Source organism: Bradyrhizobium sp. LB13.1 (assembly GCF_054056815.1).
Genome location: NZ_JBSRYQ010000001.1, coordinates 6,306,342 through 6,320,518 on the forward strand (window position 1 = coordinate 6,306,342; position 14,177 = coordinate 6,320,518).

Below are 14,177 nucleotides of genomic sequence, written 5' to 3' on the forward strand. Positions count from 1 at the left end.
GTCATCGGCCAGATCGGCGCACGCGAGGTTCGACAGGTCACCCTGTAGGAGAAAAGTCTAAGGACCTGCCCATCGCGTTGTCAACGATGCTGTCTGCCTAAATTTCGAGAGTGCTGCGCAGCAAAACGGCAAGCCACTTGCGCTGTCATCGGCGATGATGATTTCATCGTCGCGTTACGCGATCGAAAGCAGTCAATGACCAAGCCGTATGTTCCCGTTGGCATCATCTGCTCGCAGTCCGGGCCTTATCAGGCAATGGGCCGCGAGATCCTCAAGAGCGCGATGATGGCGGTCGACGAGATCAACAGCCAGGCGGAGTTCGACTTCGCGATCGCGCCCCATATTCGCGATCCCCGCGGCATCGTCTCCGAATATCACACGGTCTGTGACGACCTCATTCGCAATGTCGGCGTCGAGCACATCATCGGCTGTTACACCTCGGCTTCGCGCAAGCAGGTGCTTCCCATCGTGGAGCGCACCGATCGCCTGCTCTGGTATCCTGCCCGCTATGAAGGCTTCGAGTGCTCGGACAACGTGATCTATGTCGGCGCCTCGCCCAATCACAACGTGCTGCCGCTGGTCCGCTACGTGCTCGACAATCTGTCACGGGAAATCTTCTGCGTCGGCTCCAACTACGTGTGGACGTGGGAGACCAATCGCGTCACCCGTGAACTGGTCAGCGCGGCAGATGGCCACATCCTCGCCGAGCGGCTGCTCGAGCTCGGCGAAAGCGCCGTCGGTCACATCGTCGACGAGATCGTTCGCCGCAAACCGCCGATCGTGTTCAATACGCTGGTCGGAAGCTCGAGCTACGACTTCATCCGCGCATTTCACGCCGGCACCAAGGCTGCCGGGCTGGAGATTCCCATGCTGAGCTGTAGCCTGTGCGAGCCGGAACTGGCGATCGTCGGGCCGGCATCGGCCGGCTGTATCACGTCGTCGGCCTATTTCGAGAGCATCCGGCTGCCGGAGAACCGCGCCTTCGTAGCGCGCTGGAAGGCGCGCCATGGCGAGGACAGCAGCCCCTCCGTTGACGGGCAATCCGCCTATGTCGCAGTCTATCTGCTGGCGCGCGCGCTGCAGCGCGCGGGCACGTCCGACATTGCCGAGGTGCAGCGCGCCGCGGCGGGATATCGCTACAATTCGCCGCAAGGACCGGTGTGGATCGACGGCGGCAACAATCATTGCGTCCTTACACCGCGGCTTGCCGTATCCAATCCGCGAGGACAGTTCGATATCTTCTGGGAAGCCGACGCGCCTGTTAAGCCTGATCCTTACCTGACGCAGCTCGACGTTGCGGTCAGCCCTTCGAAGGAGATCTCGATGGGCGGCGCATTGCCGAACGCGCCGCATTTGCGGGTTGTGAAATGAGCAGACCGTCTTCATTTTCGCTGCGCGGACGCAAGGCGCTCGTTGCCATCAAGGACGAACGCGATGCGACCATCGTGCGACGCCAGTTCGAGCGTCTCGGGATCGAGGGTGTTGCATGGACGCCGGGTGAGCCCGTCGGCTTCACACCGGATCTGTCGCTGATCGATGACGAATTCCTGCCCTTACTGCAACCGGCGCAACGCGCGTACCTAGCGCGATCACCTGTCATCGCGCTGGTCGGCACCGAGACCCCAAGCCGCTTGAAGTTGGTGTTCGAGCTCGACCCAGCTTCGTTCCTGATTAAGCCGCTGCGATCGGCCGGCATCTATGCAGCGCTCGTCATGGCATTCGAGCGAAACCATCGCACAAGCGAATTGAAGCAACAGATCCTCAAACTCGAGCAGCGCCTGCGGTCACGTCGTGTCGTACTTGCCGCCGTTCTCCAGGTGATGCATTCGCATGCGCTTGCCGAACCTGCCGCCTTTGCGCTGATCCGAAAAGCCGCCATGGAGCAACGCAAGACGATCGAAGAGCTTTCGGCAGAGATTACGGCAAGCGGCATGCTCCCACGCGCAACGGGTTAGATCGCCTCCAGCTGCGGGCGGGCGTGACAGGCCGCAATCTCCTATGCCCCGCTGGACTCTTTGCTGTTGCATCGTCACATCGAGAAGATGAGCCGTAGCACGCGCATAGCGCTCGATGAGCTCTCAACTGATTGGCACCATCGGGCAAACTCTGGTTTCGGCTTCTGGCCGCATAGTTGACATCCCAACGGCTGTAGCTGCGGTCTGCTATTCGGGACAAATCAGGCATCCATCTCCCGTCCAGCCCCCAACTGATAAGCTTTCGTATGAAACCTTATCAGTTGGCATGCTTACTCCGATTCGTATGCGTCGCTTTTCAGTTGCTAGGATTTTCAGGACCAACCGCGCGTCAACTAAATTCCGTAACGCTCTCTCGCTGGAACAGAAATTCCAGGAGACACTTATTCACCCAGATGAACCTCAGGTCCACTGGGGCACCGAAAGTAACGTTTTCCAAGCTCCTCCAAGCGGCGCCAAATTACCTCGCCAGGCCAGTTCGAGCAGGCGGTGTTCGCCTCTGGAAGTTGCTCCAATTTCGGCCTGAGGCGTGTCCAGGTGCTCTGTTGACAGACTCGCTCTGCAAGAACTCGGCTTGCTAGCGCGAGAAGCGTCGCGCACCTCCGTCAACGTGGACTACCTGTCCCGTGATGTAACGGGCAAGTGGTGAGGCAAGAAAGGCGACCAGCACCGCGAGATCTTCCGGTTCGCCGATATAGCCGGCAGGACAATTTTCAGCGACCCATTTGCGCTGAGCCTGGCAACAATTCTGGTCGATCTGCTCGGAGTGCAGCCGACCTGGCGGGATTGAATTGACCGTGATCCCATCCTTGCCGACAACGCGGGAAAGCGACTTTGCCCAGATGTCGGTGGCCCCATTGGGGGAATGCCGCCGTTCAACGCCAACGGATCGTCGCCTCCCGTCAGATTGATGATCCGGCTGAATTTCTGTGCTTGCATTATGGGTACGAAGGCATGGGCGAGTTCCCGACCGGCATGAAATTAAGCGCCATAGCCTCATCCCATTGTTGACGCGTGCCGAGCCCGTCGAAGGGCCGCGAACTGCCGGCATTGTTGACGAGGATGTCTAGTCGGCCGAAAGCGGCAACCACATCATCTCTGATCCTCGTAGCTGCGTCGTGCTGCGTGATATCCGCGACAATGACCAACGGCCGCTCGCATCCGATAATCGCAATCTCTTCCGCAGCGTTTCTTAGGCGGTCTTCTCGCTGGGCCACGGTTGCGAGGCGACATCCTTTCTTCGGCAAGCATCTGCGCGATCGCGCGGCCGAGGCCGAGGCCGACGCTGGCACCGGTGACAAGCGCGACCTTGCCGGCGAGCCTGAGATCCATGGTTTTCCCCCTTTTTGCCACACCGCGCAAGGCTGATCTCGCCTGGACGGTACTGGCGCGCATTCTGTCCTTTGCGAAAGACCGCGGCATCATTACCAGCAACCCCTGTGAGCGCGGTGGTCGGCTCTATGTCGCAGACCGCTGAGACAAGATCTGGACCGAGCAGAACATCGCCGCAGTCCTGTCAGTCGGCTCCCCCGAGATCCAGCTGGCGCTGGTCTTGGCTTTGTGGAGCGGACAAAGGCAAGGCGACCTGTTGCGGCTGCCCTGGTCGGCCTACGAGAACCCTTACATTCGCCTTCGCCAGTCGAAGGGAGGTCGGCGCGTCGCAATGCCTGCCGGCGGTCCTCTGCGAGCTCTACTCGACACCACAGAAAGTCGGGGACCCCTTATCTTGACGAACACGCTGGGCCGGCCTTGGACGTCCGACGGTTTTCGGACATCGTGGGCAAAGGCTTGCGAGCGCGCCGGTATCGAGGGCCTGACATTTCATGACCTGCGCGGCACGGCGGTGGTTCGGTTGGCGATCGCCGGCGCTAGTGTGCCACAGATTGCCGCAGTCACCGGTCACTCCCTGAAGGACGTCGAGGCTATTCTCGATGCACACTATCTCGGACGTGACATTCAGCTCGCAGAAGCTGCCGTGCTCAAGCTCGAAGCAAGAACAAAACTGTAAACGGTGGTGTAAACGGGGCTGGCTTTGCCGTTTGCTCAAACCGCTAAGTGTTTGATTTATTTGGTGGGCGCACCAGGGCTCGAACCTGGGACCCGCTGATTAAGAGTCAGCTGCTCTACCAACTGAGCTATGCGCCCGAAAGGCGGTCAATGCCTTGCGAGGTCGGTCGTTTAGCAAAGCGATCCCGGTCTGGCAAGCGATGCAGCGAAGGTTTTTCCACAGTCCTCAGAAAGCGAAAAGCCGCTGGATTCCAGCGGCTTCGCCAAGGTTGATCCCAGACCACACTTGAAGGCTTAGAGCCGCCCCTCGCGGTCCCGGTCCGGGCCGCCGTCGCGGTCGAAACGATCACGGTGGAAGTGGTCCATGCCGCGCTCCATCATGCGGTCCATGCCCCGTTCCATGAAGTGGCGGCGCGGGCCGTCTTCGCCGCTGCCGAACGGGCCGCGGTGACGAGTCAGTACGGCGAGGCGCCGCTTCTGGCCCTCGTCCAGGGTCTTGTAGAGCGGATCGGCTGCATCGGCGATCTTCTTCAGGGCCGCCGAGCTCGTGCCCATGTCCTCGGCGCGCTGGCGCAGTCGGGCGATTGGATCCTCGGGCTTGTCGGCATCCTTGTTAGCATCCTTGTCGGCATCGCCGGGGCCGGCATTCATCCGCGCATTGGCGCGGTCGATGCGCAGCTTGGCGAAGTCGCGCACCGCACTCTCGACCGGCGGCCACAGCTTCTCCTGGTCCGCGCTAAGCTTCAGTCCGGCATGGACGGCGGCGATCCGCGCGTCGACGAAAGCGGCGCGGTCTTCCGGATTCATGCGCATGTGGCGCATGTGCTCGTGCATCCACGGGCGATGATATTGGGCATAGACCGCGCCCGAGCCGGCGATGCTGAGCACGGCAATGGCGGCGATGGTAAACTTCCTCATACGAACCTCCTTGGAAGGACGCCCTGAAGATGAGGGTCGCAAGGCTGACGCGCAACTTACAAGTTGGACAGAGAGAGCCTTCTTACACCCCTGAATGTCCATTCAGATGCAGACTGAAACGATTTGCAACAAAAAAGGGGCCTCCGCGGGGTCTGCACGGAAGCCCCTTCATTCACGGCCGATCCGGATCAGTTCGTCGTGCTCTTCGCTTCCTTCTGGAACTCGTCGATCAGCGGCTGGCCGATGCGGCCTGCGGCGTCCTTGTAGACCGCCTCCATGGCCTTGCGCATCGCCTCGTCCTGCTCCGGCGTGAGCTTGATGATCTCGCTCTTTCCGCTCTTCTTGATCTCCGCCAGCGCGGCGTCGTTCTCTTTCTGCGACTGCGTATTGTTGAAGAGTCGGTCGCTTCCTTCATCGCCTTCGAGAGCTGGTCGCGAATGTCGGCCGGCAGATCGTCCCAGAACTTCTTGTTCACGATCACGACGTAGCCGATGTAACCGTGGTTGGTCTCGGTGATGTACTTCTGCACCTCGTGCATCTTCTGGGTATAGATGTTCGACCAGGTGTTCTCCTGCCCGTCGACGACGCCGGTCTGGAGCGCCTGGTAGACTTCCGAGAACGCCATCACCTGCGGCAGCGAGCCGAGCGACTTGAACTGGGCCTGGAGCACGCGCGAGGACTGGATGCGGAACTTGACGCCCTGATAGTCCGCCGGCGTCACCAGCTTCTTGTTGGCGCTCATCTGCTTGAAGCCGTTGTCCCAATAGGCCAGCCCGGTGATGCCCTTGGAGTCCAGCAGCTTGAGCAGCCGAAGGCCGAGCGGGCCTTCCGTCACCTTCCGCAGCGTCTTCAGGTCGGGAAGGATGTAGGGCAGATCGAACACCTCGAATTCGCGGATGCCGAGCGGGCCGAACTTGGAGTTGGACGGCGCCAGCATCTGCACGCTGCCGAGCTGAAGCGCCTCGAGCTCTTCCTTGTCCTTGTAGAGTGTCGAGTTCGGATAGATCTCGACCTTGACCTTGCCGCCGGTGTACTTCTCGGCAAGCTCCTTGAATTTCTCCGACGCCTTGCCCTTCGGCGTGTCGGTGGCCACGACGTGGCTGAACTTGATGATGATCGGCGATTGCGCCGATGCCGGCCCGGTCAGCGCCAAAGCCGCAATTGATGTCGCAGCCAAAATGAGTTTCCGCATGCTTCCTCCCCCCATGTCCTTATGGGGCACGGACCGCCGGCCCCCGGGACTTGAACTCTTGGGGGCAGATTTATAGGGAAGCACGCCAAGGCGCCATTGCCCCTTAGCAGGGGCCTCCTTGCAAAAATGCGGTACCCGGAAAGAAGCGCCCGCACTGGACGATCAACGAAAAACGCGGCACCGAGGGCGCCGCGCTTTTGCAGATTGGCCGGGAGAATGAGCGTCAGCTCGCCGCTGCCGTCGTCACCGTGTCGCGCTGGCGCTTCATGACGATCTTGTTCAGCGCGCCGAGATAGGCCTTTGCCGAGGCAACCAGCGTATCCGGATCCGCCGCGCGCGCCGTCATTGCACGTCCCTCATGCGACAACCGCACCGAGACTTCGGCCTGCGCGTCGGTGCCTTCGGTCACCGCATGGACCTGGTACAGCTCGAGCTTGGCTTCGTGCGGCACCAGGCGCTTGATGCAGTTGAACACCGCGTCGACCGGACCGTTGCCCTCGGCCTCCTCGATCCTGATCTGGCCGTCGACGTCGAGCTTCATGGTCGCGCGCTGCGGGCCATGGGTACCGGCGATCACGGTCAGCGAGGTCAGCTTGATGCGATCATGCGAAGCCGCCATCTCCTCGTCGACCAGCGCCTCGATGTCCTCGTCGTAGATGTCCTTCTTGCGGTCGGCCAGCGCCTTCATGCGCGTGAACGCATCTTCCAGCTGGTTCGGACCGAGCTTGTAGCCCATCTCCTCCAGCTTGTGCACGAAGGCGTGGCGGCCGGAATGCTTGCCGAGCACCAGCGAGGACTGCTTCAGGCCGACCATCTCCGGCCGCATGATCTCGTAGGTCGAGGCGTCCTTCAGCACGCCGTCCTGGTGGATGCCGCTTTCATGCGCGAACGCATTCCGGCCGACGATGGCCTTGTTATACTGCACCGGGAACGAGGTCGCCGCCGACACCACTTTCGAGGCGCGGGTGAGCTGCGTGGTGTCGATCTTGTTCCACCACGGAAACTTGTCGTTGCGGACATTGATCGCCATCACGACTTCTTCCAGCGCGGCATTGCCCGCCCGCTCGCCGATGCCGTTGACAGTGCATTCGATCTGGCGCGCACCGCCGGCGATGCCGGCCAGCGAATTCGCAACAGCCATGCCGAGATCGTTATGGCAGTGCACCGAGAATACCGCCTTGTCCGAATTCGGCACGCGCTCGATCAGCGTGCGCATGAAGTGGGTGTATTCCTCGGGCGTGGTGTAGCCGACCGTATCCGGAATGTTCACCGTGGTGGCGCCGGCCTTGATGACGGCCTCCACAATGCGGCACAGATAGTCCATCTCGCTGCGGGTGGCGTCTTCGGCCGACCATTCGACGTCATCGATCTGGTTGCGGGCGCGCGCGACCATGGCGACCGAGGTCTCGAGCACCTGCTCCGGGGTCTTGTTCAACTTCACCCGCATATGCAGCGGCGAGGTCGCGATCACGGTGTGGACGCGGCCGCGCTTGGCGAATTTCACCGCCTCGGCGCAACGGTCGATGTCGGCGGGATGCGCGCGCGACAGACCGGCAATCACTGCGTTCTTGGAGCGGCGGGCGATCTCGCTGACCGCCTGGAAGTCGCCTTCAGAGGTGATCGGGAAGCCGGCTTCGATGACGTCGACGCCCATATCGTCCAGCATCTCGGCGACCTGGATCTTTTCCTCGAAGGTCATGGTGGCGCCGGGGCACTGCTCGCCGTCGCGCAGGGTCGTGTCGAAAATGATGACGCGGTCCTTCTCGGACTTGTTCACGGTAGCCATTTCAAATTTCCTTTTGAGCTTCTGCGCCGTCAGTTTTCTGGGCGCTTGAGGTGTACGGTGATCTCGACCAACCCCTGAGCGCCCAGGCGCATGGCGCCCAGCCGGCCCTCAGGGGCAAGTAAGAAGAAGCCCGCCAATAAGGAGGGTGGGCAGCAGCGCAGCCGGGATCGTGGCGGCGGCCAGAGCCACCTCCCCCGAAATCCCATCGATTTGGCCGCGAATCAGCATTGCCAGACCCTGTTGAGCCCTCAAATCCTCGGTCAAAACCGTTGACGGTTGGTTGCCGGGGGCTCGATCGGCCGTTTCTAGACGAAAAATAGGAGCAACTGCAACGCCAAAAGATGGACAGAAAGGCTGACATGATTGCAGCGTTGGCAATTTATCGGATGCGCTGCAGGGCTTGTGCCTTCCGCCGGTAGCTATCCCGTGCGGCGAGCGCGAGCCCTGGTCTCCCAGCGGTCCAGCATCTGACCCAGCTCGCCGGTCGCGACCGGCGCGGCTTTATCGGCGTTCGCGACCTCGTTGGTGTTGGCCGGCGCGTTGGCACCGAGCCACTCCGGCTCGGAGTACTCGCGCCAGCGGCGCGCCTCAGCTCGCCTTTTGCGGGAGACATGGTCGCGAGTGAAATAGCCGGCCGCAAATGCAATCCCGAGCAGCAAAACCAGTACGACGACAGCGACCACGGTCAACTCCGACTTTACACCCCGAGTGACGTTCTGCCAGCGTCGCGCAGGAGGTCAAGGCTTGACATGCTCCACAGTTTGGCAACGCTCCGAAGGCGTTCCGGGGAAGCCGTCACGCGGGGACGAATTTGTCGTTTCCATGTTCGACGTTCCCACGCTTTTGCCGGCCCGATATCACGCGGAGGATGCGTACCTCCCCCTCGCAACCGTCATCGGACCGGACTAACTTGCCCTGCTCGGCCGGATCAACCGGCTAGCCGAACATGACCGGGAGGACGCGATGACACGCCAGGAAGCTCGTGACCACGAGCAGCGTGACCAGGATGCTGCGCTTTCACGACGAACACTCGTTCAGGGGCTCGCGCTGGGTGCTGCCGCCACAATGGCCGGCGCCGGCTCCGCGCTGGCCCAGACCGGACCCGCCGCACCGCCGACGACGATCACCACCCCGCCACGCGATTTCGGTCCCAACGGTGCCCCGACCACCTATTTCTGGGATCCCGACATCATTGCGGTCGATCCGTCCTTCAACGATCTCGCCCAGCCCAACACGGCGATCAAGCGTCTCTATACGGGCGTGCTGTGGGCTGAAGGCCCGGCGTGGAGTGCACAAGGCCGCTATCTGCTGTGGAGCGACATTCCCAACAACCGGCAGATGCGCTGGAGCGAGGACGACGGCCGCGTCAGCGTGTTTCGTTCGCCGTCCAACAATTCCAACGGCAACTCGTTCGACTTTCAGGGCCGCCAGCTCTCCTGCGAACATTTGACCCGGCGGGTGACGCGCTACGACCACGACGGCACCGCGACCGTGCTTTGCGACAATTACAACGGCAAGAAGCTGAACTCGCCTAACGATGTCGTCGCGCATCCCGACGGCAGTTACTGGTTTACCGATCCGCCCTATGGCGGCCAGCTCTACGAAGGCGAGCCCGATGCCGCAGGCGGTCCAACCAACTCCGGCGGCAAGCTCAATCCGCGGATTGGGCAGCCGGCCGGCTTCGTGCCGGGCAAGCGCGAACTGCCGACCAATTGCTATCGCATCGATCCCTCGGGCCGTGTCGATCTCGTCGTCACCGAGGAGCAGGTGCCAGATCCGAACGGCCTGTGCTTTTCGCCGGACTTCAAGAAGCTTTACGTCGTGTCGACCGGCAAGGGACCCGGCGACACCGGGCCCGGCGGCAAGGGCGAGATATTCGTGTTCGACGTTGGCGGCGACAACAAGCTCACCAACCAAAAGCGGTTCAGCGAGTGCGTGATCGACGGCGTGAAGTGCGGGCCGGACGGCGTGCGCTGCGACGTCAACGGCAATGTCTGGGCTGCCAGCAATGCCGGCCGCGCCGTCGGCTACAGCGGCGTGACGGTGTGGTCGCCGGACGGCAAGCTGCTCGGCCGCATCCGGCTGCCCGAAGTGTGCGGCAACATCTGCTTCGGCGGCCCCAAGCGCAACCGTCTGTTCATGGCCGCGAGCCAGTCGGTCTACGCGGTGTATACGGCCACGCAAGGCGCAGGGCCCGGCTGAGCCCGCGCGAGAGACCGCAAGCACGGGCGTCGGCGTGGACCGCCGGCGCCCGATCGCTTTCCGCGGGTGCGATCTGCACAAATAACGGTCACGAGCACCGCGGCGAACTTGCGCGTTGTGACAGCAGTTCGAACGCGTGCGCAGAGTTGCGGTTCCCTGGTCGCAATCAAGTTACGCCTCGGGCAAATCTCCGCCATCAATCCAACGAAGATTGAATGGCACGCCAAGGCCGCAGTGCGGCGCGAAGGCATGCTGCTCTTCGTTCCCGCGCCCGGCTTGAACCGGGAGTTGCGCGATGCGCCGTATGCCAAACGACACCATCATCGTCAGCGTTGGGACCCAGCAATTCGTGACTGAGTTTGGAGACCCGGGCCTGCCGACAATGACGTCGTCATTGCATCGATGAAAAACAGATCGTCCGCCGCGTTCAGCGGAGACTCCGGTAGTTCCATCAGCGATCATGCGCATGGCGGCTGGAGGGGGTCCATACCGCGGATCTCCATGCGAAGGATTTCATTGTGTAGAGGGAATTCATGCGCGTTGTGATTTGCGGCGGCGGCGTGATCGGGGCCTGCACCGCCTGGTTTCTCCGCCGCCGCGGCATCGACGTCATCGTCGTGGAGCGGACAGACGTCGCGGCCGCAGCATCAGGCAAGGCGGGCGGCTTCCTCGCGCGCAACTGGTGCGAGGGCTCGCCGCTCGATGCGCTGGCGCGACGGAGCTTTGCGATTCATGCGCAACTGCCGGAAGAGATCGCAGGCGATTGGGGCTATCGCCCGATGACCGCTTATAGCGGCTTCGTTGCTGCCGATGGCCATCCGCGCCGGGATGCACCCTCCGCGCTCGGCTGGCTCAGCAACGGCGTCATCATCGCACAGCGCATCGGCACGACGGAGACCACCGCGATCGTTCACCCCAAAAAATTCACCTCAGCCGTGATGAACGCGGCGCTCGCGCAAGGCGCCGAGCTTCGCCCCGGCAACGTGGCCGGTATCATGCGCGATGCGGACGGCACGACCGCGACGGGCGTCGAGGTCGACGGCCGCACCGTGGAGGCGGACGCCGTCGTGATCGCGATGGGACCATGGTCGCTGCTCGCCGCGCAATGGATGAGCCTGCCCGCCGTCTTCGGCCAGCGCAGCCCGAGCATCGTGTACGACACCGGCACGGATGCTCCGGCCGATGCGCTGTTTCTGGAGTCTGAAGAGAATGGCAGCGCCGTGTCAGTCGAGGTCTTTCCTCGCGCTGACGGCAGCACGCATATCACCGCTCTCTCCGACTTCGCGCCGCTTCCTCTCGATCCGGCCGCCGTGACGCCGGACCACGACGCAATCGCGCGCCTGCAAACCATGTCCGAGCGGCTGTCGCCGCTGTTCCGCTCCGAGAGGATCATTGCGCGGCAGGCTTGCTTCCGGCCGCTGACACAGGACGGCCTGCCGCTGATCGGCCGGGTACCGCAGAGCGACGGCCTCTATGTTGCGACCGGGCACAATGTGTGGGGCATCCTGAATGCACCCGCCACGGGCGAGGCAATGGCGCAACTGATCGCCGAGGGTGCGACGCGCAACGTCGACATCTCGCCCTTCGATCCCGCGCGGCTCGAGCCGCTCGATCCGTCGCTGCTGCGAGCGCGCTGAGCCAACGCGACGGCATCGCAATTCAACGATCCGGTTGCTGGGCGCGATAGCAGCGCATGCCTACCGACGAAATCTGCATGCCTGCGCGTGAAACGGGTCCGGCAGCTCTCCCGCCCGCTATTTGCGCAGCGCTAGACTTTAGTTCGTCTGTCGCAATCCTGAACGCGGTTTCACTTGCCGAGAATGCCTCCGCCGGTATAGTTGCCGACATAATGGCTCACAAGAGGCCTTTTCAAAGGGAGAGAATAACATGAAGAAACGACTCTCTGTAGCATTGCGAATATCGCTCGGTGCGGCCGCGGCCGGTGCGTTGATGACGGCGTCAGGCGCGGCACTTGCCGCCGATCCCATCAAGATCGGCGTGATCGCGGAAGCGCAGGCGATTGCCGGCGCCTCCATCCCTCAGGCGGCACAGCTTGCCGCCGACGAGATCAACGCCACTGGCGGCGTCGACGGCCGCAAGATCGAGATCATCGGATACGACAATCACTCCTCCTCGGCAGATTCAGTGCGCGCGTTCCAACGCGCGGTGAACGAGGACAAGGTGCAGGTCGTCATCGCCAGCTACATCAGCGAGGTCGTGCTGGCGCTCGAGCCCTGGGCTTCGCGGCTGAAAACGCCGTTCGTGACGCCCGGTGCTGCTTCCAACGAGATCAGCAAAAGCGTCCACGCCGATTACGAGAAGAACAAGTATACGTTCCACGGCTATCTGACGTCAGCGGCACTGGCGCTCTCGGTTTGCGACGGCGCCAAGGACCTCCTCGTCGACAAGATGCACATGAAGACCGCGGTCATCATGAGCGAGGACGCCGCCTGGACCAAGCCGCTCGACGTCGGCTACGAGGAATGCCTGCCCAAGATCGGGCTCAAGGTGCTCGATCACATCCGCTTCTCGCCTGATACCACCGACTTCACGCCGATCTTCAACAAGATCGAGGGCTCAAAGCCCGACGTGATCATCACCGGTATCTCCCATGTCGGCGTGCAGCCGACGGTGCAGTGGAAGAACCAGCAGGTGCCGATCCCGATGTTCGGCATCTCGTCGCAGGCCACCAACGAGACTTTTGGCAAGGATACCAACCAGGCCGCTGAAGGCGTGCTCTACCAGGGCGTTTCCGGGCCCGGCGTCGCGGTGACGCCGAAGTCGGTGCCGTTCGCAGAAGCCTTCAAGAAGAAGTTCGGCAACTATCCCTCCTATGCCGGCTACACCTCTTACGACGAGGTGTACTACATCGCCGATGCCGTGAAGCGCGCCGGCTCGACCGACGCCGACAAGCTCGTCGATGCGCTCGAGAAGACCGACTGGGAAGGCACGATCGGCCGCGTCCAGTTCTACGGCAAGGACGATCCGTTCACCCACTCGATCAAATACGGCAAGGGCCTGATCACCGGACTGATGCTGCAATGGCAGGACGGCAAGCAGAGCGCAGTCTGGCCCAAGGATGTCGCCAAGGTCGACGTCAAGTTCCCGAGTTTCATCAAGCTCTCGAACTAGCCGGAACAGCTCCCGGGACCACTTCCCGGGAGCTTCCACACGCGGCTTTCCGCAGCACATTCCTCCAGCAAGATCGTCTGGCCAATCATAGATGCGAGCTTTCCAGATTCTGATTGATGGCTTTGCCATCAGCGCCCTCTACGCTCTCGGTGCCACCGGCTTCACACTGATCTTCGGTGTCTCTGGTGTGCTCAACCTCTCCCACGGTGCCATCATGGTGGCGGCAGCGGTGGCGGCCTGGGCCGCCGCCAGCATCCTCAATGTCGGCACCTATGCTGGCGCCCTGATCGGCGTCGGAGTTGCCCTCCTCACAGCCTTTGCCACCTATTTCGCGGTGGTGAAGCCGATCCAGGACTCCCGGCGCATACCGAATGAAGAGAAGGAGATCTTCGTCCTCACCGGCACGCTGCTGTGGGGGATCATGATCCAGGAGGTGATCGCCTATTTCTTCACCAATAACGCCAAGACCGTGCTGCCGATCGTCGATGGCGTCGTCGAGATCCTCGGCGTCCGCACGCCCAAGAACGAGATCTTTACCGCCATCGTGTGCTGCTTCGTCATCGCGCTGTTGTGGCTCCTGGTGAACCGCACCCGCACCGGAAAGGCGGTGCTGGCGGCATCGATGAACCCGCGCGGCGTCACCCTGCTCGGGCTCGAGCTCACCAACATCTATGTCGTGGTGTGGGCGATCTACGGCATCCTCGCCGGCATCGCCGGCGTGCTGCTCGGAATGTTCCTCGGCGTCAGTTCCTACAGCGTGGGACCGCTGACGGCGAGCGCATTCTCGATCGTCGTGCTCGGCGGTCTCGGCAGCGTCTCCGGCTCGCTGATCGCAGCCTTCGTGGTCGGCTATCTCGAAACCCTCACGGCCTATCTGGTCTCGCCGGCCTACCGCACCATTCCGGCGCTGCTGCTGCTCGTGTTCGTGATGTACATCCGGCCCCAGGGCCTTCTGGGGAGGCGCTGA

General features: G+C 62.3%; 13 protein-coding genes, 1 tRNA gene and 1 pseudogene. 8 read left to right on the forward strand and 7 right to left on the reverse strand.

Annotated elements, in window-relative coordinates; genetic code table 11:
* The first annotated feature begins 195 nt into the window (after nt 1-195).
* Together ACVWYI_RS30545 and ACVWYI_RS30550 are read left to right on the forward strand one after the other, a co-directional pair.
* Entirely contained in the window at nt 196-1,371 is a 1,176-nt protein-coding gene (locus ACVWYI_RS30545) for a transporter substrate-binding domain-containing protein (RefSeq protein ID WP_247444022.1), read from the forward strand.
* A gap of 74 nt (nt 1,372-1,445) precedes the next feature.
* Nucleotides 1,446-1,955, forward strand: a complete 510-nt coding sequence (locus ACVWYI_RS30550) for an ANTAR domain-containing response regulator (RefSeq protein WP_456648953.1) — start codon at nt 1,446-1,448, stop codon at nt 1,953-1,955.
* Between the two features lie 595 nt (nt 1,956-2,550).
* Here ACVWYI_RS30550 and ACVWYI_RS30555 read toward each other — a convergent pair.
* On the reverse strand, nt 2,551-3,024 hold the full coding sequence (locus ACVWYI_RS30555) for an SDR family NAD(P)-dependent oxidoreductase (protein ID WP_456664019.1): 474 nt from the start codon (nt 3,022-3,024) through the stop codon (nt 2,551-2,553).
* Nucleotides 2,912-3,328 (reverse strand): SDR family NAD(P)-dependent oxidoreductase, encoded by a 417-nt coding sequence (locus ACVWYI_RS30560; protein WP_456664020.1) that lies wholly within the window; start codon nt 3,326-3,328, stop codon nt 2,912-2,914. Before ACVWYI_RS30560 ends, ACVWYI_RS30555 begins: the two co-directional genes overlap by 113 nt.
* Between ACVWYI_RS30560 and ACVWYI_RS30565 the strand changes: the two genes are divergently transcribed.
* The gene (locus ACVWYI_RS30565) at nt 3,304-3,450 is read left to right on the forward strand and encodes a hypothetical protein (protein ID WP_456664642.1); all 147 of its coding nucleotides are present in this window, start codon (nt 3,304-3,306) and stop codon (nt 3,448-3,450) included. The genes ACVWYI_RS30560 and ACVWYI_RS30565 overlap by 25 nt on opposite strands.
* Nucleotides 3,451-3,519: 69 nt before the next feature.
* Entirely contained in the window at nt 3,520-3,981 is a 462-nt protein-coding gene (locus tag ACVWYI_RS30570) for a tyrosine-type recombinase/integrase (RefSeq protein WP_456664592.1), read from the forward strand.
* Nucleotides 3,982-4,042: 61 nt separating this feature from the next.
* Here the strand turns inward: ACVWYI_RS30570 and ACVWYI_RS30575 are convergent.
* The 5 genes and pseudogenes from ACVWYI_RS30575 to ACVWYI_RS30595 form a co-directional block, all read right to left on the reverse strand.
* Nucleotides 4,043-4,118: transfer RNA gene (locus ACVWYI_RS30575), tRNA-Lys, on the reverse strand.
* A gap of 156 nt (nt 4,119-4,274) precedes the next feature.
* Nucleotides 4,275-4,898 carry a Spy/CpxP family protein refolding chaperone gene (locus ACVWYI_RS30580; protein ID WP_456664021.1) on the reverse strand — a complete coding sequence of 208 codons (624 nt, stop codon included), beginning with the start codon at nt 4,896-4,898 and terminating at the stop codon, nt 4,275-4,277.
* Between the two features lie 188 nt (nt 4,899-5,086).
* Nucleotides 5,087-6,090 (reverse strand): annotated as a pseudogene (locus ACVWYI_RS30585) (TRAP transporter substrate-binding protein).
* Between the two features lie 223 nt (nt 6,091-6,313).
* A complete protein-coding gene (locus tag ACVWYI_RS30590) occupies nt 6,314-7,876 on the reverse strand; it encodes a 2-isopropylmalate synthase (protein ID WP_456664022.1) in 1,563 nt (520 codons plus the stop codon).
* 419 nt (nt 7,877-8,295) lie between these two features.
* A complete protein-coding gene (locus ACVWYI_RS30595) occupies nt 8,296-8,559 on the reverse strand; it encodes a hypothetical protein (RefSeq protein ID WP_247341496.1) in 264 nt (87 codons plus the stop codon).
* A gap of 280 nt (nt 8,560-8,839) precedes the next feature.
* On the opposite strand from ACVWYI_RS30595, the gene ACVWYI_RS30600 reads away from it, so the two are divergent.
* From ACVWYI_RS30600 to ACVWYI_RS30615, 4 genes are all read left to right on the forward strand, one after another.
* Entirely contained in the window at nt 8,840-10,078 is a 1,239-nt protein-coding gene (locus tag ACVWYI_RS30600; RefSeq protein WP_247341494.1) for an SMP-30/gluconolactonase/LRE family protein, read from the forward strand.
* Nucleotides 10,079-10,611: 533 nt separating this feature from the next.
* Nucleotides 10,612-11,715: an NAD(P)/FAD-dependent oxidoreductase gene (locus ACVWYI_RS30605; protein WP_456664023.1), complete on the forward strand. Its 1,104-nt coding sequence runs from the start codon at nt 10,612-10,614 to the stop codon at nt 11,713-11,715.
* Nucleotides 11,716-11,965: 250 nt separating this feature from the next.
* A complete protein-coding gene (locus ACVWYI_RS30610) occupies nt 11,966-13,210 on the forward strand; it encodes an ABC transporter substrate-binding protein (protein WP_247442277.1) in 1,245 nt (414 codons plus the stop codon).
* 91 nt (nt 13,211-13,301) lie between these two features.
* Nucleotides 13,302-14,177, forward strand: coding sequence for a branched-chain amino acid ABC transporter permease (locus ACVWYI_RS30615; RefSeq protein ID WP_354053238.1), 876 nt, complete (start codon nt 13,302-13,304; stop codon nt 14,175-14,177).